The organism is Sulfurimonas sp. NW9 (genome assembly GCF_051132275.1).
GTDB lineage: Bacteria > Campylobacterota > Campylobacteria > Campylobacterales > Sulfurimonadaceae > Sulfurimonas > Sulfurimonas hydrogeniphila.
The window spans coordinates 1602809-1628007 of record NZ_CP093236.1; the positions used below are offsets into that span (position 1 = coordinate 1602809).

The 25199-nt window shown below is 36.6% G+C and carries 27 protein-coding genes and 1 pseudogene; 22 read left to right on the top strand and 6 right to left on the bottom strand.

What is annotated here, in order from left to right:
• Nucleotides 1-47 precede the first annotated feature (47 nt).
• Entirely contained in the window at nt 48-1082 is a 1035-nt protein-coding gene (locus MLC44_RS09050; protein ID WP_434657013.1) for a coproporphyrinogen III oxidase, read from the top strand.
• A 340-nt stretch (nt 1083-1422) separates the two neighbouring features.
• On the opposite strand, the gene MLC44_RS09055 is transcribed toward MLC44_RS09050, so the two are convergent.
• The 4 genes from MLC44_RS09055 to MLC44_RS09070 are packed head-to-tail and all read right to left on the bottom strand — an operon-like array spanning nt 1423 to nt 4455.
• The gene (locus MLC44_RS09055) at nt 1423-2751 is read right to left on the bottom strand and encodes an MATE family efflux transporter (RefSeq protein ID WP_346389038.1); all 1329 of its coding nucleotides are present in this window, start codon (nt 2749-2751) and stop codon (nt 1423-1425) included.
• The gene (locus MLC44_RS09060) at nt 2736-3008 is read right to left on the bottom strand and encodes a hypothetical protein (RefSeq protein ID WP_151900006.1); all 273 of its coding nucleotides are present in this window, start codon (nt 3006-3008) and stop codon (nt 2736-2738) included. Before MLC44_RS09060 ends, MLC44_RS09055 begins: the two co-directional genes overlap by 16 nt.
• Nucleotides 3005-3253, bottom strand: coding sequence for a hypothetical protein (locus MLC44_RS09065; RefSeq protein ID WP_418640489.1), 249 nt, complete (start codon nt 3251-3253; stop codon nt 3005-3007). The genes MLC44_RS09060 and MLC44_RS09065 overlap by 4 nt, the downstream gene beginning before the upstream one ends.
• Nucleotides 3250-4455 carry an MFS transporter gene (locus MLC44_RS09070; RefSeq protein WP_151900004.1) on the bottom strand — a complete coding sequence of 402 codons (1206 nt, stop codon included), beginning with the start codon at nt 4453-4455 and terminating at the stop codon, nt 3250-3252. Before MLC44_RS09070 ends, MLC44_RS09065 begins: the two co-directional genes overlap by 4 nt.
• A gap of 121 nt (nt 4456-4576) precedes the next feature.
• Between MLC44_RS09070 and MLC44_RS09075 the strand changes: the two genes are divergently transcribed.
• From MLC44_RS09075 to MLC44_RS09165, 19 genes and pseudogenes are all read left to right on the top strand, one after another.
• Nucleotides 4577-4783 (top strand): hypothetical protein, encoded by a 207-nt coding sequence (locus MLC44_RS09075; protein ID WP_434657015.1) that lies wholly within the window; start codon nt 4577-4579, stop codon nt 4781-4783.
• Complete coding sequence (locus MLC44_RS09080) at nt 4708-4977, top strand: flagellar protein FlaG (RefSeq protein WP_434658875.1); 270 nt, start codon at nt 4708-4710, stop codon at nt 4975-4977. The genes MLC44_RS09075 and MLC44_RS09080 overlap by 76 nt, the downstream gene beginning before the upstream one ends.
• 163 nt (nt 4978-5140) lie before the next feature.
• Nucleotides 5141-6364: an argininosuccinate synthase gene (locus MLC44_RS09085; protein ID WP_151900002.1), complete on the top strand. Its 1224-nt coding sequence runs from the start codon at nt 5141-5143 to the stop codon at nt 6362-6364.
• A gap of 15 nt (nt 6365-6379) precedes the next feature.
• Nucleotides 6380-7117: a ferredoxin-thioredoxin reductase catalytic domain-containing protein gene (locus tag MLC44_RS09090; protein ID WP_151900001.1), complete on the top strand. Its 738-nt coding sequence runs from the start codon at nt 6380-6382 to the stop codon at nt 7115-7117.
• Between the two features lie 20 nt (nt 7118-7137).
• Nucleotides 7138-7584, top strand: coding sequence for a 50S ribosomal protein L9 (rplI, locus tag MLC44_RS09095; RefSeq protein ID WP_346388963.1), 447 nt, complete (start codon nt 7138-7140; stop codon nt 7582-7584).
• A gap of 6 nt (nt 7585-7590) precedes the next feature.
• Nucleotides 7591-8136: an ATP-dependent protease subunit HslV gene (gene hslV / locus MLC44_RS09100; protein ID WP_151899999.1), complete on the top strand. Its 546-nt coding sequence runs from the start codon at nt 7591-7593 to the stop codon at nt 8134-8136.
• Nucleotides 8133-9462 (top strand): annotated as a pseudogene (gene hslU / locus MLC44_RS09105) (HslU--HslV peptidase ATPase subunit). Before hslV ends, hslU begins: the two are co-directional and overlap by 4 nt.
• A gap of 46 nt (nt 9463-9508) precedes the next feature.
• Nucleotides 9509-10393, top strand: a complete 885-nt coding sequence (era, locus tag MLC44_RS09110; protein ID WP_434657017.1) for a GTPase Era — start codon at nt 9509-9511, stop codon at nt 10391-10393.
• Nucleotides 10383-11375 (top strand): L,D-transpeptidase family protein, encoded by a 993-nt coding sequence (locus MLC44_RS09115; RefSeq protein WP_151899996.1) that lies wholly within the window; start codon nt 10383-10385, stop codon nt 11373-11375. Before era ends, MLC44_RS09115 begins: the two co-directional genes overlap by 11 nt.
• Nucleotides 11376-12668 (top strand): M99 family carboxypeptidase catalytic domain-containing protein, encoded by a 1293-nt coding sequence (locus MLC44_RS09120; RefSeq protein WP_434636489.1) that lies wholly within the window; start codon nt 11376-11378, stop codon nt 12666-12668. It abuts the gene before it with no gap.
• An 11-nt stretch (nt 12669-12679) separates the two neighbouring features.
• Entirely contained in the window at nt 12680-14215 is a 1536-nt protein-coding gene (locus tag MLC44_RS09125; protein WP_346388967.1) for a hypothetical protein, read from the top strand.
• Entirely contained in the window at nt 14212-14844 is a 633-nt protein-coding gene (locus MLC44_RS09130) for a hypothetical protein (RefSeq protein WP_151899993.1), read from the top strand. The genes MLC44_RS09125 and MLC44_RS09130 overlap by 4 nt, the downstream gene beginning before the upstream one ends.
• Nucleotides 14844-15290, top strand: a complete 447-nt coding sequence (locus tag MLC44_RS09135; RefSeq protein ID WP_434657019.1) for a hypothetical protein — start codon at nt 14844-14846, stop codon at nt 15288-15290. The genes MLC44_RS09130 and MLC44_RS09135 overlap by 1 nt, the downstream gene beginning before the upstream one ends.
• A 9-nt stretch (nt 15291-15299) precedes the next feature.
• Nucleotides 15300-16940, top strand: a complete 1641-nt coding sequence (mshL, locus tag MLC44_RS09140) for a pilus (MSHA type) biogenesis protein MshL (protein ID WP_346388969.1) — start codon at nt 15300-15302, stop codon at nt 16938-16940.
• 3 nt (nt 16941-16943) lie between these two features.
• Nucleotides 16944-17750: an AAA family ATPase gene (locus MLC44_RS09145; RefSeq protein WP_434657021.1), complete on the top strand. Its 807-nt coding sequence runs from the start codon at nt 16944-16946 to the stop codon at nt 17748-17750.
• Nucleotides 17743-18567, top strand: coding sequence for a CDC27 family protein (locus tag MLC44_RS09150; protein ID WP_434657024.1), 825 nt, complete (start codon nt 17743-17745; stop codon nt 18565-18567). The genes MLC44_RS09145 and MLC44_RS09150 overlap by 8 nt, the downstream gene beginning before the upstream one ends.
• Complete coding sequence (locus tag MLC44_RS09155; RefSeq protein WP_151899988.1) at nt 18564-19109, top strand: hypothetical protein; 546 nt, start codon at nt 18564-18566, stop codon at nt 19107-19109. The genes MLC44_RS09150 and MLC44_RS09155 overlap by 4 nt, the downstream gene beginning before the upstream one ends.
• 8 nt (nt 19110-19117) lie before the next feature.
• Nucleotides 19118-20854, top strand: a complete 1737-nt coding sequence (locus MLC44_RS09160) for a GspE/PulE family protein (RefSeq protein ID WP_346388972.1) — start codon at nt 19118-19120, stop codon at nt 20852-20854.
• Nucleotides 20851-22098 (top strand): type II secretion system F family protein, encoded by a 1248-nt coding sequence (locus MLC44_RS09165; protein ID WP_151899986.1) that lies wholly within the window; start codon nt 20851-20853, stop codon nt 22096-22098. Before MLC44_RS09160 ends, MLC44_RS09165 begins: the two co-directional genes overlap by 4 nt.
• Here MLC44_RS09165 and MLC44_RS09170 read toward each other — a convergent pair whose 3' ends face one another.
• Together MLC44_RS09170 and MLC44_RS09175 are read right to left on the bottom strand one after the other, a co-directional pair.
• Entirely contained in the window at nt 22099-22677 is a 579-nt protein-coding gene (locus tag MLC44_RS09170) for a YigZ family protein (protein WP_418640495.1), read from the bottom strand.
• 12 nt (nt 22678-22689) lie between these two features.
• The gene (locus MLC44_RS09175; RefSeq protein ID WP_151899984.1) at nt 22690-23400 is read right to left on the bottom strand and encodes a YebC/PmpR family DNA-binding transcriptional regulator; all 711 of its coding nucleotides are present in this window, start codon (nt 23398-23400) and stop codon (nt 22690-22692) included.
• Between the two features lie 73 nt (nt 23401-23473).
• Between MLC44_RS09175 and MLC44_RS09180 the strand changes: the two genes are divergently transcribed.
• Together MLC44_RS09180 and MLC44_RS09185 are read left to right on the top strand one after the other, a co-directional pair.
• Nucleotides 23474-23923 (top strand): hypothetical protein, encoded by a 450-nt coding sequence (locus MLC44_RS09180; protein WP_151899983.1) that lies wholly within the window; start codon nt 23474-23476, stop codon nt 23921-23923.
• 3 nt (nt 23924-23926) lie between these two features.
• Nucleotides 23927-25192, top strand: a complete 1266-nt coding sequence (locus tag MLC44_RS09185; RefSeq protein ID WP_434657028.1) for an O-acetylhomoserine aminocarboxypropyltransferase/cysteine synthase family protein — start codon at nt 23927-23929, stop codon at nt 25190-25192.
• The last annotated feature ends 7 nt before the right edge of the window (nt 25193-25199 follow it).

Here is a 25199-nt window from a genome sequence, read left to right on the forward strand (position 1 = left end):
TTTAGTCTTAACCTGCTAAAATTAGGAAAAAATTATGGATAATAAATATGACACTGATTTTAGCAGACTCAAAAGAAGCACAGCAAGCATACACACTCGTCACTGCTTTACAAAAAAGATTTGTTGACAAACTCGATACTCTTTCAAAAAAGTTTGGAGCCGATAAAAAATTCAAAGAAGTTACCTGGCTCAGAGATGCCGGACTTCACGGGGGCGGAAACAGATTTGAAGCAAGAGACAAAAAACTGTTCAATACCGCAAGCGTGAATATCTCACAGGTACATTATGATGACAAACCTGAAAAAAAACTCAAAAGTGCCACCGCCATTTCAACCATTATCCATCCTGCCAATCCGCATGTCCCCTCTGTGCATATTCACATCAGTCTGACACAGTTGCGTAATGCACCCTCCTATTGGCGAATTATGGCTGATTTGAATCCTGCTGTTGCCTATGAAGAAGATAAAACTGCATTTGACAAAGCCTTGCAAAACCTAGGAAGCAAAAACTATACAACAGGCGCAGAACAGGGCGACAAATATTTTACAATTCCCGCCCTGCAGCGTACACGCGGCATCTCTCATTTTTACCTTGAAAACTACAAAACAGACAACAAACAGGCCGATGCCGATTTTGCAAAAAACTTTGGAGAGGGCATTATAGACACCTACATCCACATTATAACAAATGCTTTGCAGACAAGAACAGAAATCTCAAAAGAGGCACTCCAACAGCAGCTTGACTACCACACACTCTATCTTTTCCAGGTTTTGACACTTGACAGAGGCACTACCTCAGGACTGCTCATTCACAATCAAAACGATATCGGCATAATGGGCTCCTTGCCTTTACATGTAAACAAAGCACTTTTACTTTCTTGGAAAAGCAAAATGCAAAACCCCCAGGATGAACTGGTACAAAACATTGCAGACACCATAGCTGACAACGGAGTCATCGACACACGCACCAAAGAAAAACTCGCCAAAACAGTACGCACACATTACAAAAAATACCCACAGGCACTCAGCATGCAAGCCAGCGGAAACACAATCCCAAATACTGTTGGGAACCATCAAAACTAATGTATTGCCATTAAGTTAAAAAAAAATTTGATATTTTTTTGGAACCTGGGTTTTAACCTAGTCTTTAGTCTTCAAAGATACAAAGCCCGCACTGCAGAAAAAAACTAAATTTTTTCTGTAGTACCGACTGTTGCTACTTTCCTGCCACTCTCAGCCCATCATAAAGGATAGGTTCCGCAATACAACAACCTCTTGGAATCGGTACTTTAGTGCCGACTGTTACTACTTTCCTGCCACTCTCGATCCGCACTGAAGTACGGGTTCCGAAAAAGCCGCTAAACTTTATGGCATTGAAGCTCCCCCTGGTGAAATAGTTACAAACAACACATCCCAAATAAATTTATACTTTGGTATAGAGCCACTCTCTTTTAGAATACAGATACCAATAGATAATGCCTTTTATCAAAGTTTCTATATTCATAATTGCAAAAATCACAACAACTCCATAGCCCATATGATAGGCTGTATACGAAGGAATCACACGGAAAAGCCACAAAGAAGAGACATTGACTTTCAGGGTGGTTTTTGTGGCACCGGCTCCTCGAAGTGCTGCAGAATAGACAAACATAATTGCAAGTGGAATCTGCGCCAAACCTACCAGTATAAGGTACTTTGAGGCAACTGCAATCGTCAGAGCGTCTTTTGTAAAAAAACTCACAAGAAACTCCGGAAAGAGTATCATAATCAACCCGACACTTCCCATAAACACATAGGCAATCCGTCCGGAAATTATCCCCATATTATAGGCTTTGTCAAAATCTTTTTTTCCTATATTTTGTCCTACCAGCGCCATTGCGGCGATGGCAAAACCAAAACCTGGCATAAAGGCAATGCCCTCAACACGGAGTCCGACCTGATAGCCTGCAAGTTCTGCCGTTCCGTAAGCAGTGATGATGGAGACAAAAACCAAAAAACTCATACTCGATATACCACGGTCAAGTGCTGCACTCCAACCGACTTTCAGGACTCTTTTTATATCCTGCGTGCGAATAATCGGCACAAAATCAAGACTCGAATTCATCTTTTTTATAAGTATATAGTAGGCAACAACATTAAATATATAGGAGATGACCGTTGCAATGGCAGCACCTTCAATACCTCTTGCTTCAAAGCCGAAATGACCGAATATCAGCACATAATTCATAAAAGCATTCATAGCGGCAGAAGAGAGTTTGATGTAAAAAGAGCTTTTTGTATCTCCTGCGGCACTCAGGGCATTGTAAAGCAGATTATCCAAAAATATCACGACAATACCGAGTGATAAGACTTTAAAATAGATACTGCCCTGCTCTACCACTGCAGGTGTCGCACCCATCCAGCTGTAAAAATGTGTGCTGCCGAAATAGCCGCCAATCGTTACAAAAAAAGCCAAAATCACGGCAAGAATAACAAGTGAAAAGAGAAGTGCCGAAGCTCTGTTTTTTCTGCCCTGCCCGATAAATCGCGAGATAAGCGCATTGCCGCCTATGACATACAGCGTCATCAACACATTGATAATCATCATAAACTGCATACTCATACCGACAGCCGCAAGTGCGGCAACACTTACCGTTCCCACCATCAGCATATCTATAAGCACCTGCAAAATATCTACAAGATGCTTGAGCGCTGCAGGAAAGGCAAGAGAGAGAACTTTTTTGGTATCTTTTGAAATTATTTTTGAAAAAATTGTGCTACCTCTTGCATCGTTTCTATCAGTGCCTCTTTTGTAGAAAATTCCAAAACTTTTGTATCTCTGACATTTTCACCCGGCGGTGTATAATCAAACACAAGCACATAATGTATCAACTTGACTTTCTCACCGTACAGATCAAACCATTCCAGACTCATCTCGGCAATTTCACCCTGCATATCAATGACAACCGCACCATACAGACGTGTCAAATTCTCCAAACTGATGTCACCCTCTTTTGATTTGTAAATCATTCCTCTCCCTTGTCTAAACTTTTTTTCATTGCACCGTTTTTCATTTTCAAATATGCCAAAAATCCGAATATTGTGCCTGTTACAATAAAACCCGCACCAATCACATCCTCTTTTTGCACTGCCATTATTATCCAGCAGATATCTGCAAAAAGATAGACAATCACTGCCTGATAAATCTTTCCTTTATAGGTAAGATAGGCACCAATGTTTAACAGCAGTCCGCCAAGTATTGCAAAACTCATCATGAAATCTCTTCTATTTTTTGACTTTTGAGTACATATTTATAGTAAAGCGCGCCTACAAAAAAACCGCTGCCAATTATAGCCGTAATTGCCTCTAAAGAAAATGAATGTGCTGCCAAAAAGCCAATCATATACGAAGTAAAAGCTGCCGAAGACAAAAACAGCATGTCATTATAGGCAACAATCCGTCCATAGTATTTTTTTTCTATGTTTTTTTGCAAAAGTGTATAACTGTAAGACCATAAAGTCGTTGTAAAGAAACCGACAAGCACGCTCGCTGCCAAAGAAAGATAAAAATTATGCATTGCAAATGCCCATATCCAGACAGCTGTCCCCTGGGCTATAAATACATAGACAAGCCTTGTGTTGTTAATCCATTTTCCGATATATACCGGACCGATGACAAGACCTACGGCACGGGCAGAATGCAGTAGCCCAAGAGCCAGTGAAGCCGCAATAAAAGAGGCATAATACTCATCAACCATCAAGGCCACCAGGGCATCAAAAGCGGTAAGACCGACAAAAGAGTGGATAAGCATCAGATGGAGAGCTTTTGGTGTTCTTTTGAGATAAACAAAAGTCTCCTGCATCATTTTAAAAATATTTTCTTCGACTTTCAGTATTTCTATTTTAATTTCTGTATAAAAGAGCAGCCAAAAAGCTATAAAAAACATCAATCCGTCAAGCATAAAGGCCGTTTTTATACCAAACCAATAAACCACAAAGCCGCTTACCGCCATTCCCAGCGTATAGGAAAACGACCAGATAATAGAATGCAGTTCATTAGCGCGCTGCAGCTTGCTCCCATGCAGGATTTTTGGCAAAAGCGACATCTCTGTCGTAAAATAAAATGAAGCTGCCGCCATTTTAAAAAATATCAATACATACAAAAGTAACAAGTCCGAGACCTGTGTCACAAATATCAAAGAGACAGTAGCGACTATTTCCACCGTGATAAGCAGCAGCATCAGTTTTTTTGGATTCATCCTGTCTATAACAGGACCCGAAAACGGAGCCTGCAAAACACCGGCAAAAAAGTTCAGCATTGCTACAAAACCGACAACAGAGGCGGATACATGTAACTCAATGAGCAGAGTATATATAGCTACATTGGAAAACCAGGCCCCAAAATAAGAAATCAGCTGAATTGTCGAAAGCTGTCTTAATACTTTTTCTTCTTTGAGTAATTTTATATATTCTTTCATAAACGCAAGATTATCATAAATATTTTAGAATAAACACAAAAAAATAAAATATTTTCTAAAGTTATTCACGGCATTGTCGATTTTGTCATTACTAATTACACTTTTCGCAAAGGAGTATGTCATGGATGGCATTGCAAATGTTGCAAGACAGCAGCAGTCACAGGTAGGTTCGGCAGAAATTCAGGACGATCACAAAATCAGTCACAGCAGGTACAGCAGACAGCACAGACAAGAACAAAGCAGGCTGATGTTATTAAAGAAACACAAAATTCTGCAGCTGACAATACAAAAAATACAAACGCCCAAAAAGATGTTGAAAATCTGGTAAAGGAGCTCAATGATGCACTTTCTCCGCTCAATACAAGTATAAAATTTGGAGTAGACAAAAATGACATCTTTTATGTAGCGGCGATAGATACAAAAACAAATACCGTTATTCGAAGATTTCCGGCAGAACAGGCACATGATTTTCTTCCAAAAATGCAAGAGGTCAGCGGAATTCTATTTGACTCTAAGGGGTAAAGTGTACTTCACAAAGTACTGCATTTACTCTTGAACCCTCTTTACATGTAAACACACCTTTGGCAAGTTTTACTAAAAAAAACAAATACAAAATTCATAAGCAACTTCTCACCTGTTTTTCGTTATAATCGCGGTAATTATTTTATTATCAAAGGTTTTTTACATGAAAAAAAGTGTTAAAAAAGTTGTTTTGGCATACTCTGGCGGACTTGATACCAGTGTTATACTCAAATGGCTGCAAGACGAATACAAATGCGAAGTTGTTACTTTTACAGCAGATTTAGGACAAGGTGAAGAACTTGAACCTGCACGTGTTAAAGCACTTGAACTTGGCATTAAACCTGAGAATATTTTTATTGATGATTTACGCGAAGAGTTTGTAAGAGATTTTGTTTTCCCGATGTTTCGTGCCAATGCTATTTATGAAGGGGAATATCTTTTAGGGACATCCATTGCACGCCCTTTAATAGCAAAACGTCAGGCAGAAATTGCAAAAATCACCGGTGCTGACGGTGTAGCGCATGGGGCAACAGGAAAAGGCAATGACCAGGTTCGCTTTGAAATGGGATACCTTGGACAGGACTCTACACTTACCATTATCGCTCCTTGGCGTGAATGGGATTTAAATTCTCGTGAAAAACTTTTGGCCTATGCGGCACAGCATGGAATTCAGATTGAGAAAAAAGGAAAAAAATCCCCTTATTCTATGGATGCCAACCTTTTGCATATCTCTTATGAAGGCGGTATTTTGGAAGACCCTGCAGCAGAGCCGGAAGAGTCGATGTGGCTGTGGACAACTTCACCAGAAAAAGCACCGGATACTCCCGAATACATAGAGATCGAATACAAAAACGGTGATCCGATTGCACTCAACGGAGAAAAACTTTCACCTGCCACAATGCTGCAGACACTAAACGAATATGGCAACAAGCACGGAATCGGTCGTGTTGACATCGTTGAAAACCGTTTTGTCGGCATGAAAGCCCGCGGATGTTATGAAACTCCGGGCGGAACGATTATGCTCAAAGCACACCGGGCAATAGAATCCATCACACTTGACCGTGAAGCAGCGCACCTTAAAGATGAGATGATGCCTCGTTATGCAAAACTTATATATAACGGTTTTTGGTTTGCTCCTGAGCGTGAAATGCTGCAGGCAGCAATTGATCAAACACAAAAATGGGTGGAAGGAACAGTACGATTAAAGCTTTACAAAGGAAATGTAACCGTTGTGGGAAGAAGTTCTGATGTTTCGCTTTTTAATCCTGAATATTCTACTTTTGAAGAAGATGAAGTTTACAACCAAAAAGATGCAGAAGGTTTTATAAAACTCAATGCATTGCGTTTTATCATTGAAGGTAAAGCAAGAAACAAATTTAAAAAATAACTAGAGGAACGAGATATGAGTATAATAAAAATTGATATGAATTCACCGGAATTTCAGGCGGAACTTGAAAAAACAATCAAATTTACAGACAAGGTCAATGCACAGTTCGGTTGGGTATACAACCCGCAAGAAGAAGTGAACGAAGGCGTACAGATGGGCCTTGCACGAAACAAGATGATGTACAAAAAAAGATTTTGTCCCTGTTTTATGGTTGAAGAAGTTGACGGAAAGCCAAAATCGGTTGATGACAGAATCTGTCCTTGTAAACCTGCCATTGAAAAAGAAATTCCGGAGGGTGGCGTCTGTCACTGTGGAATTTTCTGTACTCCTGAATTTGCCGAGAAAAAGCGTATTGAACTCGGTATGGAAGAGGCCGCACACAGCCATTCCAGAGGACTGACAAAAGAGGAGTGCGAAATACTTGTGAACAAAGACGAACTTGACGGTGATGAACTTGTATCCCTTTTAGAAGCACGTGAACTGAAAATGGTTGATTTTAAGCTTGTAGATGTACGCGAATATATGGAATGGCAGATGGGGCACATTAAAGGTGCAGACAAACTGGTACCGACAAGTTCATTTTTTCAAACATGGGAAGAAACAAACTACGGTAAAAATGAAAATATCATACTCTACTGTCATGTAGGAAGCCGTTCTGCTCATGTTGCAAGAATTCTTACAGACAACGGTTATACAAAAATCGGAAACTTGACAAATGGTATTGTTGCCTATCCAGGTGAAATAGAAAGATAAAATAAAACTAGGAATAATCTATGAAAGTATTATTAATTAAAGATGTAAAAAGTTTGGGTAAAGCCGGTGAAGTCAAAGAGGTCAAACCAGGTTATGGTCAAAACTTTTTAATTAAAAAAGGTTTTGCCAAACCTGCAACACCTGAGATTATTGCTGAACATGAGGCAGAAATCAAAAGAAAAGAAGAAGAAGAAAAAGCTGAAATAGCAAGACTCAAAAAAATTGCAGAAAAACTTGATAAACTCGAAGTTGTCATTACAAAAAAAGTTGGCAACAACGGGCACCTGTTTGGAGCTATAACCAAAGAAGAAGTCGCAAATGCACTCAAAGAACAACATGACATAGAGATAGATAAAAAAGCCATTACAGACAAAACAGCGATTAAAACAATCGGGGAACATGATTTGGATTTGAAACTCGGTCACGGAATTCATGCAAAACTCCATGTAGATGTTCAGGGAGAGTAAGAATTAATGTTTGATGCTACTACCATACTGGCCTACAAAGGTCAAAAAAAAGCCGTTATCGGCGGTGATGGTCAAGTGACCTTTGGAGACAGCGTTTTAAAGGGCAATGCAACAAAAATCCGCAGGCTGCATCACGGTAAAATTCTGGCAGGGTTTGCCGGAAGTACTGCTGATGCTTTTAATCTGTTTGATATGTTTGAAGAATTTTTAGAAAATAAAAAAGGAGATTTGCTCAAATCTGTTGTTGAGTTTTCTAAGGCTTGGAGAAAAGACAAAGTGCTGCGTCGTCTTGAGGCTATGATGATTGTTTTGAACAATGAACATATATTTATTTTGACGGGAAACGGCGATGTGGTTGAGCCGGAAGACGGACAAATCGCTTCTATAGGAAGCGGAGGCAATTTTGCCATTTCAGCTGCACGCGCATTAAAAAAGCACGCTTCATTGGACGAAGAGGAACTTGTCAAAGAGTCTTTACATGTAGCGGCAGATCTTTGTATATATACAAATCATAATATTAAAACACTCATACTCGATGGAGAAGCGCAGTGAATTTAACACCAAAAGAAATTGTAGAATATCTGGACAATTATGTCATTGCTCAAAAAGATGCGAAAAAAACCATTGCACTTGCTTTGCGAACACGCTACAGACGTATGCAGCTTGATGATGAACTCAAGAATGAAATTACTCCGAAAAATATTTTAATGATTGGTTCAACCGGTGTCGGAAAGACGGAAATATCACGCCGTCTGGCTAAAATGATGAAAGTACCGTTTATAAAAGTTGAAGCAAGCAAATATACAGAAGTGGGGTTTGTCGGTCGTGACGTAGAGTCTATGATTCGTGATCTGGTTGTAAATTCCATCAGCATTGTCAAAGCGGAACAGGAAGAAGCAAACAAAGAAAAAATAGAAAACTACATTATCAATAAAATCACAGAAAAACTGCTCCCTCCCCTTCCTGCCGGTGCAAGTGAAAGCAAAAAAGATGATTATCAACGCCTCTTAGAAGCTATGGAAAAGCGTATAGAATCCGGTGAAATGGATGATAAAGTCATAGAACTTGAAATAGAAAAACTCAATATCGAATTTAATGACACAAATTTACCGCCGGAAATGGCCAAAGTGCAAGAGAGTTTTCTCCAAAGTCTTTGCCACAATTAACAAAGAAGACAACAAAAAAGAGGTAACGGTTAAAGATGCCAAGATGCTTCTTCGTCAGGAAGCAACCAATAAACTTCTTGATATGACAAGAGTAAATGCAGAAGCATTGAGACGGGCGGAAAACGGAGGGATTATTTTTCTTGATGAAATAGACAAAATTGCACTCAGTGAAAAAAGTCAGGGACGGAATGACCCCTCAAAAGAAGGAGTCCAGAGAGACCTCTTGCCTATCGTAGAGGGAAGCAGTGTTTCAACAAAATACGGAACAATCAATACCGATCATATTCTCTTTATTGCAGCCGGTGCTTTTCATGTCAGCAAACCAAGTGATTTGATTCCGGAACTGCAAGGAAGATTTCCGCTTCGTGTTGAACTCGAAGCATTGACAGAAGAAACACTCTATCAAATTTTAACAAGAACACAAAACTCTCTGCTTAAACAGTACCAGGCTCTCTTGGGCGTTGAAGGTATGGAGTTGATATTTGAAGATGAAGCGGTAAGAGCCATTGCAAAACTTGCACACCGTGCCAATGAAACGGCTGAAGATATCGGTGCAAGACGTCTGCATACTGTGTTAGAGAGAATACTTGAAGATATCAGTTTCAATGCAGATGAGTATAAAGGAAAAGAGTTTGTCGTCACAGCAAAGCTTGTGCATGAAAAACTCGATAACGCCGTAGAAGATGAAGACTTATCAAGATATATATTATAATAAGTTCAGACACTTGTGTCTGTAAAAATAAGTAAGGTTTGTAAAAATGACTAAAGCTGGTTTCGTTTCCTTGATTGGACGTCCGAATGCAGGTAAAAGCACCCTAATGAATTCCCTTTTGGGCGAAAAAATTGCAATGGTAAGTCAAAAAGCCAATGCAACAAGAAAGCGTTCAAATGCAATTGTTATGCATGAAAATGCACAGATTATTTTTGTCGACACGCCCGGTTTGCATGAAAAAGAAAAAATGCTCAATCAGTTTATGCTTGATGAAGCCCTTAAAGCAATGGGTGATTGTGATTTAATCGTCTACCTTGCACCGGTGACTGATTCTACCGAACATTATGAAAGATTTTTAAAAATTAACAACGGACGGGTGAAGCATATTATTGTTTTAAGCAAAATAGATCAGGTTTCGCAAGAAAAACTTTTTAAATCGATTAGTGCCTACAATAAATATGCTGATCACTTTGAAGCGCTTATTCCTGTAGCAATTCCCCGTAAGGTAGGTCATAAAGACCTATTGGACACTATTGCAAAAAACTTACCGGAATCTCCTTATCTGTATGATCCTGAGGATTTGACAAGTGAACTTGTTCGTGACATTTATGCAGGATTTATCCGTGAAGCTATTTTTGAAAACATCAGTGATGAAGTCCCTTATGAATCGGATGTCATTATTGACTCTATCGAAGAAGAAACAGGAATTGACAGAATTTATGCCACAATAATTATAGAAAAAGAGTCGCAAAAAGGAATCATTATCGGAAAAGGCGGTGACTCCGTCAAACGAATAGGCAAATCTGCCCGAGAAAAAATCGAAAGACTCAGTGGGAAAAAAGCCTATTTGAACCTTCAGGTAACAGTCAAAAAAGGGTGGACAAAAGACAAAAATTTCCTCAAAGAGATAGGATATGACCATGGGCAATAGGTTTTACTTTTTTGTTATAAGTATTATCTGTACACTTTGTTTTTCAACTGCTGTGTTTGCTTCAAACAATGACATTTTAACAAACTATCGACTGCATGGCATTAAAAATATTCAAAAAGAGTTGGATAAAAGCCTTAGTGATAAAAATTATTGGCAGGAGTTTCTCAAAAACAAAGACACCCAATTTGGCTATATTGAATCCTATACAAATATTTTACTGTGTGACAAATCAAAATCAGAACTGTTAATTTACTCCAGAGACAGCAACAACACATACAGGCTGCGAAAAGAGTACAGTGCTTTTACGGGAAAATTCAAAGGAGACAAAACCAGAGAAGGCGACCTTAAAACACCTGTTGGCGTTTATGATATTGTAAAAAAGCTATCAAAAGTTGACTCTTTTTACGGTCCAATGGCATTTGTGACTTCCTATCCGAACCTCTATGACAGATACAAAGGAAAAACTGGACAGGGTATCTGGATTCACGGACTGCCAAGCAATCAGGAAAGAGACGAATTTACAAAAGGGTGTATTGCCATCAATAACAAAAGCATAGAATGTCTTAATAAAAATATTGATATCAAAAAAACAGTATTGATTATAAAAGAAGATACAGGCAGCAACCATACTGTATCAAAAGAGACCCTGGCACTGCTTTTATCCAATCTGTACGCATGGCGCTATTCCTGGCTTTATAATAATCTGGAAGATTATCTTCACTTCTATGCACAGGAATTTAAAAGATTTGACGGTATGAATCTTGAAAAATTCAAGCAATACAAGCAAAGAGTTTTTAGCAAAAATGAAAATAAAATCATACTCTTTCGCAATATAAACATCATTGCATATCCCAATATTGAAAACTTATATAAGATAACCTTTAACGAAGAGTACAAATCGGACAGTTTCTCTTTTCATGGAAAAAAGATATTAATTGTACGCTTACAAAACAATCAATTCAGCATTATAACAGAGAAATAAATGTCTCTGATTTTCAATATATGCCTGGCACTTCTTTTTTCATCTGTTCTCAATGCAAATATTCAGCTTATCAAAAAAGAAAACAGTGACTCAAACACCACTCTTTTAGTTATAGGCGGAATTCACGGTAATGAACCCGGCGGATATTTTGCAGCTTCAATCTTGGCCACACACTACACTGTAACATCGAAGAATTTATGGATTATTCCAAACTTGAACAAAGAAAGTATTATGGCTAACAAACGTGGCATTCATGGTGATATGAATCGTAAGTTTTCACATATCAAAAAAGATGACAAAGACAGAAAAATCATCCAAGAAGTCAAAAAAATAATACTTTCAAAAAAAGTTTCTTTAGTCTTAAATTTACACGACGGACATGGTTTTTACCGTAAGCAGAACCAAGGCAGTATATTTAATCCGAATGCCTGGGGACAGACCTGTGTTATTGACCAGTGCCGACTCCAACAAAAACAGCTTTTTGGCGACTTAAACACTATTGCAGAAACAGTCAAAAACAATATCAATAAAAAACTCCTGAAAAAGCATCACAGTTTCAATGTAAAAAACACCAATACAAAGTATGAAGATGAGGCAATGCAGCTTTCTCTTACCTACTTTGCTGTTACAAATGACAAGCCGGCATTTGCCATTGAGACAAGTAAAAATCTCTCCAGCTTGTCTCAAAAAGTCTTTTATCAACTCCTGGCAATAGAAGAATATATGAAAATAATGGGAATCGCCTACAAACGCGACTTTGAATTAAATGCAGCACAAATCACGAATATAATAAAAAACTATGGAACATTAGTAATAAATCACAATATTTTGTTAAATTTGAATGATATAAAAAACTCTTTAAGCTATATTCCGATAAAATCAAAAAGTAATGAGTTTTATTTCTCCCATCCGTTGGGAGAAGTAAAAAGAAAACAAGGCAGATATTTGATATATATCGGGAATAAGTTAGTAACTACACTCAAACCCCAATATTTTAAAATGTCGGATTATTGTCCCGAAAAATACACAATTGTTATAGACAATAACGAAGTTTCTTTGCCAAAAGCTTCAGAATTTTATGTAAGTGACGATTTTAAAATCGTCAAGAGTAAAAAACACCGTGTGAATGTTATAGGTTATTATAAAAAAGACAGAGTAGATGAAAGTCAGATAAATATATCTTTAAAAGAGTTAAACAAACACTATTCAGTTGATAACAATAACAAAACATACAGGATTGAGTTTTACAAAAATGATGAATTTTGTTCCATGTTATTGGTTCATTTTAAATAGGATTATAGTTAATGAATACATCAACACAGCACTCTTTTTCAAGTGTATTATCAATTAATCCATACAAAGAGACATACTTTAGTGGAATATCGAGTTTCATCACAGAAACAACAAGTCCAAAATTTTCAAAAGATCAGTTTGTAATTTCATATATCAGTACAAAAGAATTCATAACAGCCCAGATTGCAATCAGTAAAAATATTCCTGAGGAAGATTTGTTTGATGCTATCAGTAACAAAGCATATGATGAACTGGCCCTTGATCAGGCAGTTGAGTATAAAATTCGGTACATAGAATCATTTGACACATTAGATGAAGAAAACAGATATTTTCATGTCTTTATCGTAGACCCTTTGGACATAACCAATACTTTTATAAAAATTATTGAAAAAGTAAAATATATTGATGTCATCATTCCTTCGCCTCTTTTAATCAAATCACTTTATACAAAAGAACTCATCGACAGTAACGGTGTACACTGTTTTATCTATATTCAGGAAAATGATGCTTTTTTGACTATTTACGGCAACAAGGAATTTGTTTATACCAAATCTTTAAAATATTCTCTTGTAGAAATGCATGAGCGTTTTTGTGAACTGTATGGTGAGAGAATTGAATATAACGAATTTATATACTTTTTTTCAAAAGAAAATCTTAAAGAAACTACAAGCGATTACAAAGAATTTTTTATTCGTCTTTATAAAGAATTGTTTGCAAATATCAATGATATTCTCACCTATGCAAAAAGAGCATTTGATATTGAAAAATTTGAGCATGTATATATAGGAGCACAGCTTCCCACTGTAACAAAACTTTATGAAATGCTGGAAGTTGAGTTAAACATAAAGTCAAGTGAATTTGAATTTGATTACGGTTTTGAGACCGAAGATGAATATGTTGATCAGCTTCATGCCCTTATGCATATTTATACAACACTGCCCAAAGATGAAATATATGAATGTAATTTTACTGATTACAGACGACCACCGAAATTCATCAAACGAGAAAGCGGCAAACTTATAATTTTAATATTTGCTTCCTTTGCTCTTGCGTTTGCGTACCCTATAACATACTGGATACTTACGTATGCACAGACTCTGCAAGAAGATCTGCTCAAACAAAAATATAAAGAGATTCATAATATCAAAATAACCAGAGAAGCCACTATTAAAAACAGGAAAGCAGACAAAGAAAAATCATTGAAATTGCTAGCCAAAGAAAAAACAGAATACTCTGAGAAAAAAAACACTCTTATGAAAATTCATGAAGTAAAAGTTGATTATCCCATGAAAGCAAAACTTTTGACAATGTTCACTAAAAACTTAAACAAGTATGGTGTAAAAATTGAAGAAGCAAAATATGCAGAAGATAATAAAACAAAAACACTGACTTTTTATTTAGTTGCCAATAATGACAGAAAGATTACACAACTTGTTGAATATCTCACTAAGATTTATGAAGGAAAATACAAGTTTATCCTTGAAGAGATTGTCTTTGATGAAAAAACAAATAAATACTTCAGTGAATTAAAGGTGCGTATATTATGAAAATAAATCTTGAAGACTATCTCCATAGAATAGATGCAGCTTTTAAAAACAAAACCCAAAAAGACATCTATATGACTTACCTGATGGTTGTCGGTATCATTTTTACCTTTGCATACCTTCTGTTCTGGGACAGTTCCTTTGACAAATTCACACAGACAAGAGCCAGTGTGCAAAATCTCCAGACAAAGATAAATGCCGATAAAACATTTCTGCAGCATAATCCAGAATCAAAAATTCTACAGCTTGAAAAAGAAATCAGGAACATAAACAATGAGATAATTGTCATAAAAGATACCAACTCTTATATAAAAAGTAAAATTGAGACTATTTCATCTTTAATATATGATGAACGGGCATGGGGTGAATATCTTGATTCCATAGCGACTAATGCACAAAGATATAATGTCAAACTGCTTACCCTGACAAACAAATATGCAAAAAATGAGAGTTCTTTTGGACACATACTCGATATTACAATTGAATCAACTGCGAATTATAAAAACACCTTGAAGTTTATCAATTCATTAGAACAGAGTGAACTGGTCGTTGATATCCACAACTTTGATATAAAAGCTGATCAGGCGTTGATTTCTGATTTAAATATATCTGTATGGGGGATTACATACTAATGAAAAAATTCTACTTGATTTTAATGCTCCTTCTGACTTCGCAACTTTTTTCCAACAATCTGGCATGGGTTGATGAGCAGATTAAAGCCATTAAACCACCAAGAATCGGAGTTTCTGAAAAAGAGATTGCAAGGATAAAAGATCCTTTTATTTTTTTACACAAGAAAAATGATTCCAAAAAAAACAAAACAACCAAAAAAACAGTATTTGGTGCGCATGCAAACTACAAAAAAGTCACGCAACACAGCACTGTGCATTTCAGGCTTGATGCCATCTTAAACAAATCAGCAATGATTAATGGAAAATGGTATAAACAGGGTAAATATATTTATGGTTATAAATTGATTAAAGTCGGTAGAAATTCTGTTCTATTAGTTCGAAAAAATAAAAAACTTCTGCTTTCAACAAAAAGTAAAAGTAAAAAAATAAAAATCTATAATAAGTAGGGATCTCAAATGAAATTTATACAAACATCGGTTTATGCAACAATAATGACCGCGATGCTTTCAACAACCAGCTTTGCAGATTGTTCTTATGAGCTTTTTAGTATCAGTTCTGCAAAAAATACCAAAATCATTGACTTTGTAGAACAATTGAGTGATGAATGTGGTTTCAGTATCATAGTAACTGATCCTCATGCCGAACAATTCCTGAAAACCAAACTGAATAAAACAAACTTAAAGAATTTAACGATTGATGAAGTGTTAGATATTATATTGACACAGCATAACCTTTCCTATACTCTTGAAAACAACCTTTTAAAAATATCCTATTTAACAACAAAAGTTTTCAACATAGACTATATTCTTTCACAAAGAAAAAGCACAGGCAGTACAGATGTCACGCTCAGTTCTTCCTCAAATGCACAACAACAGGGAGGAGGAGCTGGCGGTGGCGGCGGCAGATCTTCCAATTCTCAAAGAGGTGCCGGTGGAAACTCAGGAACCGGCGGAGGCAATTCTACATCAGATACAGGTGTAAAAATCGAAAGTTCTGATGAAGTTAAATTTTGGGAGCAACTTGATACAGAGTTTCAGAGTATTCTCAACCGTCCAAATGACATCTACAAAGCAACGCCTCCAATTATAAACAAAAATGCAGGTCTGATAACTGTAACAGCTACAGATAAACAGCTCAAACGTTTTGAAAATTATCTAAAAAAACTACAAGACAAGGTAAAACTCCAGGTACTGATTGATGTACAACTGCTCTCCGTTACCATGAGCAAGGGAAAAACAACAGGTATAGACTGGAAACAGCTGTATGCTCTGCAAAATGTCAAACTCTCTGCAAGTACAGCAAACTATAACAATATCGGTACAACAATACCTGCCAATGGAATTATCACAGATACCGCTGCTACAGGCGCGGGTGCATCACAACTTTTTACTATGAGTGCCGGCGGACAACTGACAGAGGTTATCAAATTTTTAAAAACACAGGGAGATGTTACTTCCATATCGAATCCGAAAGTTCTTACTTTAAACAACCAACCGGCACTTATTACAGCAGGGACAGAGTATTTTTATAAAATCCTCTCATCAACCAACCAACAGGGAACAGGCGGCGGAGTCGCTGCTACAACCCAAACCGATTTGGTCAATTCTGTCTTTGCCGGCGTTCTTTTAACAATTACTCCGGAAATTTCTGATGACAAAACAATCACTCTGAGAATAAACCCCTCTCTCTCAGAAACAACAACAGATATCTCCCAAACACCAAATACAGGAAGAGATATGCCGCCGGATTTAAACCGCCGTCAACTCTCTTCTGTTGTAACTGTCAAAGACGGCAACAGAATTATTTTGGGCGGACTTATAAATTCCAAAAACACAAATAATTCAAATCAGGTTCCAATCTTAGGCAGTATTCCGTTCCTTGGTAATTTATTTAAACATGAAGAAATGGTAAAAACAGTTGAAGAACTTGTCATAATTATTGAACCGCATATTATCCATAAAGAAAAAGATTCAATCTCTTTAAGTGATTTAGGTTATGAGGGACTGAGCGACGAATTACTTACACTGGAAATGGCCTCAAAAAAGAAAAAAGAGATAAAACTGAATCAGACTGATGACAAGGAAGAAGGTAAATAACATATGGAGAGTATCTTTGCAAATTCAAAAAATGTTTTCTTAGATACAGTCAATGCCAAGGACTATATACAACTAGACAGAGTCTCCACAATCTATAAATCCTTAAAAGACTCTATATCCAAACCATTAAAGATGGTACTTCTTTTTGGAAAACCGGGAACCGGAAAAAGTATGTTCCTGAGCAAACTCTATGATGATTTAGTGCAAGAGTGCGATATCTATCTTTATGAAACACCTATTTTAGATGAAACAGAATTTTATAAAGTCCTCGCTCAGGATATTTTCAACATCCAATATAATGACACCTTAAACTTAACGCAGTTTATGAAAATTGTAAAAGAGAGAGCTGTTGAGAAGGTACCAATTGTTTTACTTGATGAAGCACAGCTCTATTCTGAAGTTTTAATGGAAAAAATAAGACTTTTATCAGATACAAGATGTATTAAATTTGTTATAACCCTGCACAAAACAGAAAAAGAAGATCTCATCGCAAAAGAGCATTTTCAAACAAGAATCTGGGAAACTTTTAAACTTGAAAATGCATCAAAAGCAGAACTCAAGATTTATATACAAAAAAAACTTATGAAAGCAAACTGTTTTGATACAGCAAATATGTTTCACACTAAAACAGTAAATAATATCTACAAACTTACACAGGGGAATTACAGAGATACCAATAAACTGCTTTATACTCTTTTTGACATTTATCATACTTATGAACAAAACAGTCATTATTCATTAAGTACTACACATATTCCCAACAAATTTATTGAAATGGCTGCCATACACACAGGACTTATCAATGCTTAATATTCGTGATTTGGAGAAACGTTGGAAAATCTATAAAATAAAATCATTTTTACCTTACTTCATTGTCAGTATTGTTTTGTTCGCGATTGTTCCTGCTGTTTACTACTTTTATACAGCCAACAGTAAAGCTGAATCACAAAAAAAGCCTGTAACAGCAAAAAAAACAGTTCAAAAATCAATTCTTCCGCCAAAAAACCAACCGTCAGCAGTAAAAGTCAAGCCGATAAAAAAACAACCTGCACCAATGGCTGTACAGCCAAAACCAGTAACAGCACAACCTAAAACAGTTGTCACAGACAAAACAAAAGAAACCTCTTTCCAAACACTCAAGCCATCAATGAATTTTATGAAAAACATTCAACATGAAGTAAGACAACCACAATACAGATATAAACAAACAAAGCACAAGCATTTCAAAGAAAGAAAAGTTACAGAGGCTGTTCAAGATATCTCAGTCAAATCGCCTTCAATAAAAAAAGAGAAAAAAATCAGTATCACTATCCAAAGAAAAGAGACCCAAAATGATATTTTTGAAATTATCAAGCGTTTTAAAAAGAACAAGAACCCTGCTTTGAGTCTTTTTGTCGCAAAAAAATATTATGAACTTGGAAACTACAAACAGGCATATAATTATGCACTGATTACAAATCAGATCAATTCCAATATTGAGGCAAGCTGGATTGTTTTTGCAAAATCTCTTATGCAGCTTCACCAAAAAAACAAAGCAATCCATACACTGCAGGAATATATAAAAGTTTCACACTCAAGTAATGCCGAAATTCTCTTAAATGAAATCAAATCAGGAAAATTCAGATGAAATTACTACTGCTAATCATGGTTACATGTAACCTTTATGCCTATAATATAAAACAAAATTTATTTACTCTATATCAAAATAAAAAATATGAAGAGGTCTGCACCATAGGTTTTAACAATTTTCAAAGATATAAAAAAGATGAAGAGTTTGTCAGTTTATATGCATTTGGCTGTTTACATTCAGACTATATAGACAGATTGTCAATACCAATAACAATGCTGAAGTTTTCAAAAGAAGCTCGTGCAAACTCAGCCTATTTTGCAGTTATTTTGATGCAAAAGAAACTTTTGTACCATGCCCTTATCGACGGATATGAATTATCTCAATATGTTTTGCCATCAACAGATTATATATTGTCAAAAGTCTTTGATTTATATGTAAAACTTGGAAAACACAAACCCAGAACCTTTTATCTGTTCAATGATCCGACAGATAAAAAACTAAGCTATAAACTCTATATTTCAAAAGATGACAGAATAAGCAAGATGATTATTGAAGAATATTATGATACAATAATTTTAAAACGTCACATATACTGGTAGGAGTTATTGTGGATAGAATAACTACTGATTTACTTGCCAACGGCTCAATTATGAAAAGCCAGGTTGACAGGCTTCTGGCAAAAGGAATTAGTGAAAATTTAATTCTCAGAGATATCACACTTTCCGGATTCATGACTATGGATCGTCTTGTAAGATTTATTGTGCAACAGATAAGAGAAGGTGTTTATGACCTCTCCATTATAGACAATTATGATTATATAGAAGAAAAAGCAGTCCTGCAAAGGCTTGCAAAAGAGCTGAATCTTCTTTTTGTTGATCTTGATTCGATTGATATGGATTACAATCTCATTGAAAAAGCGCCTCTGAACCAACTTGAAAAACATAATGCTATTCCTGTTTCACAGGATGATCTGAGTGTTACTGTCGCTTTTAGCGATCCTTTAAACATGGATGCACAAGAAGCTGTCCAAAGACTCTTTCCAAGAAAAGTTCTTAAAATTGCTTTGGCAACAAAAAAACAAATTGTATCCTATCTCTATAAGATCAGTCTCAAAGACAGTATTAAAGATCTGGTCAAAAAAATACGTGATGAACTAAATTCCATCAGTTCTATTGAGGAGCAACAAGAGGCCTCCTCTATTTTACAACTCATAGATGTTGTTTTAAAAACATGTATTAATGCACGGGCAAGTGATGTCCACATCGAACCTACTGAAAAAAACTGTGTGGTTCGTGGACGTGTTGACGGAAAACTCACAGAAATGTTTATTTTCGAAAAAGACATCTATCCGCCTCTGGCATCAAGACTCAAACTGCTTGCAAATTTGGATATAGCTGAAAAAAGAAAGCCGCAAGACGGCAGATTTTCAACTTCTGTAGGGGCAAAAGAGTATGATTTTCGTATATCAACACTGCCCATTCTTTATGGCGAATCAATTGTTATGCGTGTTTTAGACAAACAAAAAGCGCTTGTAAAACTGGAAGATGCCGGGATGGACGCCAACAGCTATCAAAAACTGCTCAAGGGTCTCAAAACTCCTTATGGAATTATTCTGGTTACAGGACCTACAGGAAGTGGTAAAACAACTACTTTATATGGTGCATTAAATGAGCTGAGAAATGTTGAAGACAAAGTTATTACTGTTGAAGACCCCGTAGAGTACAGAATGAATCTTATTCAACAGGTACAGGTAAATGCAAAAGTAGGTTTGAGTTTTGCTGATGCGCTCAGGTCAATTTTAAGACAAGATCCGGATAAAATTATGATTGGTGAAATTCGAGACCAGGAGACTCTCGAAATTGCCATAAAAGCAGCACTTACCGGTCATATGGTTATATCTACGCTTCATACAAATGATGCAATCAGTGCAATACCCAGAATGGCCGACATGGGAATAGAACACTACCTCATCAGTGGTGCACTTGTAGCCATTCAGGCACAAAGACTTGTACGAAAGATATGCAGACACTGCAAAGTAGAAGACACACTTTCAGCATCCGTTTTGGAAGAGATAGACGGGGTTGTGCCTGAAGGGACAATCTTTTACAAAGGCAGAGGGTGTAAAGAGTGTTCAGATACAGGCTATATGGGAAGAGAAATGATTTGTGAAGTACTTAATATTTCAGAAGAACTCTCTTCTTTGATTGCCAAAGGTGCATCAAAAGAACAGATGCTTGAACAGGCAAAAAAAGAGGGATTTGTCGGACTCTTTCAAAATGGCATCCAAAAAGCAATTGACGGAATAACCAGCATAGAAGAGATATTAAAGGTAGCCAAGGGATGAAGTATTTTATAGCCACTGTTTTAACAAAAGGAAGAAAAGAGGAGATTGGACTCTATGCTGAAAACAAAAAAGAAGCAAACAGTTATGCCAAACTGAAATTTTCCGGTATCATCATCAAGGTTTCAGAAGCGCAGGAGCCTCTTGAAGTACAACTTAAAAGATTTAAAACAAATTTTTTATCAAATATAAAAAAAAGAAAAATCAAACCTGATGCTCTTATTGCTGCTATCCGGCAACTGGCTGTTATGACAAATGCCGGTATTTCCATCCATGATTCTCTGACAGAGATAGCAAATGCAACAACAGACGAAGCCCTCAAGAGTGTTTTTTCAAAAATTGCAGAAGATATCAATGCAGGACACTCCATTTCATCTGCCATGCAGAACTTCCGGTATGAACTTGGAAATCTTACAATTGCGATGGTCGAACTCGGAGAAAAGACAGGTAATCTGGATGAAGCCTTATACTCTTTGGCAAATATGCTTGAAGAGATACGGGCCAATGTTGTAAAGTTTAAAAAAGCGATGGCATACCCGCGAAATGTCATGATTGCCATGGCTATAGCGTTTACAGTTTTAATATCCTACGTTGTCCCTCAGTTTAAAGCTATATTTGAAGAACTTCATGCCGAACTGCCTCTGCCGACAGTTATTCTTTTAAAACTTGAATATATTTTCAATAACTTCGGTCCCTATGTTTTAGCCGGATTGGCTGTAGCATTTTTAATATTCAAATATCTTATCAACAATTATGAACATATAAGATACGGTTGGCATAAATTTTTACTGAGAGTTTATCTCATAAAAAATATTATTAAATTTGCAACTTTAAGTAGATTTACCCTTGTATTTTCTGAACTTATCCGTGCCGGAATTCCAATAGCTGAAGCTCTTGACACCGCCACAGCAATGGTAGACAATCTTCCTCTCAAAAGAAAACTCCAATCAGTCATCAGCACTGTAGAAAAAGGAGGAACACTGAATAAAGGACTTGAGGAAACAGGACTTTTTGAAAATATGATTATTCAGATGATTCGTGCCGGAGAAGACAGTGGTACCCTTGATACGATGATTAAAAAAGTTGCAGAATATTATAAGATGCGATTTGATGCCATTATAGACGGTTTAAGTGAAGCCATTGAACCAATTATGCTGCTTATTATAGCTTCTATGGTTATATTACTGGCACTTGGTATTTTCTTGCCAATGTGGGATATGGGCAATGCGGTGCAGGGAAGAAGATAGCTACACCGTACTAACAGTTGCTACTCTGGCAGTTTTAGAAAGAAAATTTTTCATATTTTCTTCACTGGCTGTAACTGTATAAGAGACTTTTTCATCAAACTCTTTTTGAGAAACAGTGACAGCAAACTCTTTGCACTCATACTCTATAAAGCGCACATCACTGTAATCAAAAACAATTTTTTGCGTCAATTCTTTTTTATACTCATACAGCTCTGCTTTTTCAATTACTAAATTCACAGCATCACTGTATGCTCTGACCAATCCGCCAGTTCCTAACTTTGTACCGCCAAAATAGCGTACGACAATTACGGCAGTATTGATAAGTTTCTGTCCTTGCAAAACCATCAGAGAGGGTTTTCCCGATGTTCCGGAAGGTTCACCGTCATCACTTGAGTGTTCAACTGTTTGATCATACTTATTCAGGTATCTGTATGCCGTTACAAAATGCCGTGCTTTAGGATGTTCTTCTTTTAGTTTATGAAGCAGCGTTTCATATTTGTCGTATGGCACCAGGTAAGCAATAAACTTTGACTGCTTCACTTCAAGAGTATTTGCATACTCTTCTTTTATAGAGTACATGTAAAGTATATTTTACGCTAAATTGGTATAAACTTTTTGAACATCTTCATCATCTTCGAGTCTTTCTAAAATTTTATCTACATCAGCCTGCTCTTCTTCGCTGATTTGTATCGGAGTATTTGCAATTCGCTCAAGTGTTGCTTTTGTAATTTCTACACCCATTTTTTCCAGTGCTTCATTCATCGTACCAAAACTTGTATAGTCAGCTGTCACTAAAACAACTCCGTCTTCTGTTTCTATCTCTTCAAGCCCTGCATCTATAAGTTCAAGTTCCAGTTCTTCTATATCCATATCTTCTGAAAGTGGAAATTCAAAAAGAGCTTTTCTCGAAAACATAAATTCCAAAGAACCGTTTGTAAGCATTTCTCCACCGTTCTTATTTAAAATACTTTTGACATTTGCTACTGTTCTTGTGTTGTTATCAGTTGCACACTCAATAAAAAGCAGTACACCGTGAGGCGCTTTTCCCTCAAAATTTACCTCTTTCATATCAGCACTGTCTTTGGCAGTCGCCCTTTTTATAGCCGCATCAATATTGTCTTTTGGCATATTTTCAGCTTTTGCATTTAAAATTGCAGTTCTAAGCTTAGCATTCATATCAGGATCACATCCACCCTCTTTTGCCGCCATTGTGATAACTTTACCAAGTTTTGGGAACAATTTGGACATTGCTCCCCATCTTTTTAATTTTGATGCTTTTCTATATTCAAATGCTCTACCCATAAAAAAATTCCTTATTCCGATTATTTTTGAAATTATACCATTTTAGGTGTATAATACGACACAAGGAAGATTAATGAGGCTCAGTTTTAGATTAAAACATCATTTTTTCAGTGCTTTTCGCGAACTCTTTGTACATCATCACGGTTCATTGGAATTTCGTGCAAAAATTTTTGCCCTGATAATTGCAGCCAATAAAGAAGCAACAGTGGAAAGCTATATCCTTATAAAAAATATTGGACTGGATCTCTACAAAGAAGATACTGACAGAGCAAATCTTCTGATGCTTTCAACAAAAGAACTTGTCAAAAAAGTACAAGACAACAATGGTTTAAATATTGACGCACTTGTTTTAAACATACAAAAAGAGTTGAAAATAATTCCCAGATACGCACATAAAATAGATATCGATTCACTTCGCAGACTACTCCAGTATACTTATGATACGGACACTTTGGCCTACCAGGAAAATATTTTAGAATTTTTACAAAAAATTAAAGATGAAACACTCAATGACAAAGGATAACCTGTGGATATACAAACATTAGCACTCCATGCCGGATATGAAAAAGATACGCAAGGGACTATGGCGGTTCCGATTTATCAGACAACTGCCTATGAGTTTCGTGATGTAGAACATGCTGCGAATCTTTTTTCATTAAAAGAACTCGGCAACATATACACACGTCTTAACAATCCTACAACGGATGTTTTTGAAAAACGTTTTGCAGCACTTGAAGAGGGTGAAGCAGCCATTGCTACAGCAAGCGGTATGAGTGCAATCTTTTTTGCAATTGCCAATGCAGCCCAGGCAGGAGACAACATTATTTGCGCCAAGCAGCTTTATGGAGGAAGCTTGACGCTCAGCACGCATACACTCAAACGTTTTGGCATAGAAGCCAGATTTTTTGATGTGCATCAACCCAAAGAGATAGAAGCACTTATTGATGAAAATACAAAAATAATCTTTTTTGAATCATTGACTAATCCGAGTATTGATGTTGCGGATATAGAGGCAATTACCTCCATTGCAGACAAATATAATATTTTAACTGTTGTTGACAATACAGTTGCAACCCCTGCTTTGTGCCGTCCTTTTGAGTTTGGAGCAGATATTACTGTACACAGTGCCAGTAAATATACTACAGGTCAGGGGCTTGCCATAGGCGGAATCATGGTTGAGAGAAAGAATCTTGCAGAAAAACTCAAAGACAATCCGAGATATGCTCATTTTAATGAACCTGATGCCTCGTACCACGGACTTGTCTACACAGATGTCGGGCTTCCTCCCTACACACTTCGCGCCCGTCTTTCCCTTTTGCGTGATTTGGGTGCTGTTGTCTCTCCGTTTAATTCATGGCTCTTTATTCAAGGAATGGAAACACTCCCCTTACGCATGAGAGAACATTCAAAAAATGCACTTTTACTGGCAGAATTTTTAGAATCACATCCTAAAGTAAAAAAAGTAAACTACCCTGGCTTAAAAAGTAATCCTAACTATAAGAATGCCCAAAAATACTTTCAAGACGGTTTGTGCAGTGGACTGCTCAGTTTTGAGGTTGAAAATTTTGATGAAGCAACAAAAATTGTCAATGCCACAAAACTCTATTCACTTGTTGTCAATATCGGTGATTCAAAATCGATTATTACGCACCCTGCTTCGACAACACACCAGCAACTCTCACATGAAGAACTGCTTGCCTGTGGTGTTCCTGAAGGTCTGATTAGAATTTCCTGTGGTTTGGAGAGTCCAAAAGATTTAATTGAAGATATGAAAGAGGCACTTGAAGCATAATTAAGAC

Coding starts and splice junctions, on each gene's coding strand:
- MLC44_RS09130 (WP_151899993.1), top strand. CDS start 14,212: ATGAAAATAAATCTTGAAGACTATCTCCATAGAATAGATGCAGCTTTT.
- rplI (WP_346388963.1), top strand. CDS start 7,138: ATGAAAGTATTATTAATTAAAGATGTAAAAAGTTTGGGTAAAGCCGGT.
- MLC44_RS09180 (WP_151899983.1), top strand. CDS start 23,474: ATGAGGCTCAGTTTTAGATTAAAACATCATTTTTTCAGTGCTTTTCGC.
- MLC44_RS09155 (WP_151899988.1), top strand. CDS start 18,564: ATGAAATTACTACTGCTAATCATGGTTACATGTAACCTTTATGCCTAT.
- era (WP_434657017.1), top strand. CDS start 9,509: ATGACTAAAGCTGGTTTCGTTTCCTTGATTGGACGTCCGAATGCAGGT.
- MLC44_RS09085 (WP_151900002.1), top strand. CDS start 5,141: ATGAAAAAAAGTGTTAAAAAAGTTGTTTTGGCATACTCTGGCGGACTT.
- MLC44_RS09165 (WP_151899986.1), top strand. CDS start 20,851: ATGAAGTATTTTATAGCCACTGTTTTAACAAAAGGAAGAAAAGAGGAG.
- hslV (WP_151899999.1), top strand. CDS start 7,591: ATGTTTGATGCTACTACCATACTGGCCTACAAAGGTCAAAAAAAAGCC.
- MLC44_RS09070 (WP_151900004.1), bottom strand. CDS start 4,455: ATGAAAGAATATATAAAATTACTCAAAGAAGAAAAAGTATTAAGACAG.
- MLC44_RS09090 (WP_151900001.1), top strand. CDS start 6,380: ATGAGTATAATAAAAATTGATATGAATTCACCGGAATTTCAGGCGGAA.
- MLC44_RS09115 (WP_151899996.1), top strand. CDS start 10,383: ATGGGCAATAGGTTTTACTTTTTTGTTATAAGTATTATCTGTACACTT.
- MLC44_RS09135 (WP_434657019.1), top strand. CDS start 14,844: ATGAAAAAATTCTACTTGATTTTAATGCTCCTTCTGACTTCGCAACTT.
- MLC44_RS09125 (WP_346388967.1), top strand. CDS start 12,680: ATGAATACATCAACACAGCACTCTTTTTCAAGTGTATTATCAATTAAT.
- MLC44_RS09150 (WP_434657024.1), top strand. CDS start 17,743: ATGCTTAATATTCGTGATTTGGAGAAACGTTGGAAAATCTATAAAATA.
- MLC44_RS09175 (WP_151899984.1), bottom strand. CDS start 23,400: ATGGGTAGAGCATTTGAATATAGAAAAGCATCAAAATTAAAAAGATGG.
- MLC44_RS09120 (WP_434636489.1), top strand. CDS start 11,376: ATGTCTCTGATTTTCAATATATGCCTGGCACTTCTTTTTTCATCTGTT.
- MLC44_RS09065 (WP_418640489.1), bottom strand. CDS start 3,253: ATGATGAGTTTTGCAATACTTGGCGGACTGCTGTTAAACATTGGTGCC.
- MLC44_RS09060 (WP_151900006.1), bottom strand. CDS start 3,008: ATGATTTACAAATCAAAAGAGGGTGACATCAGTTTGGAGAATTTGACA.
- MLC44_RS09145 (WP_434657021.1), top strand. CDS start 16,944: ATGGAGAGTATCTTTGCAAATTCAAAAAATGTTTTCTTAGATACAGTC.
- MLC44_RS09050 (WP_434657013.1), top strand. CDS start 48: ATGACACTGATTTTAGCAGACTCAAAAGAAGCACAGCAAGCATACACA.
- MLC44_RS09170 (WP_418640495.1), bottom strand. CDS start 22,677: ATGTACTCTATAAAAGAAGAGTATGCAAATACTCTTGAAGTGAAGCAG.
- MLC44_RS09075 (WP_434657015.1), top strand. CDS start 4,577: ATGGATGGCATTGCAAATGTTGCAAGACAGCAGCAGTCACAGGTAGGT.
- mshL (WP_346388969.1), top strand. CDS start 15,300: ATGAAATTTATACAAACATCGGTTTATGCAACAATAATGACCGCGATG.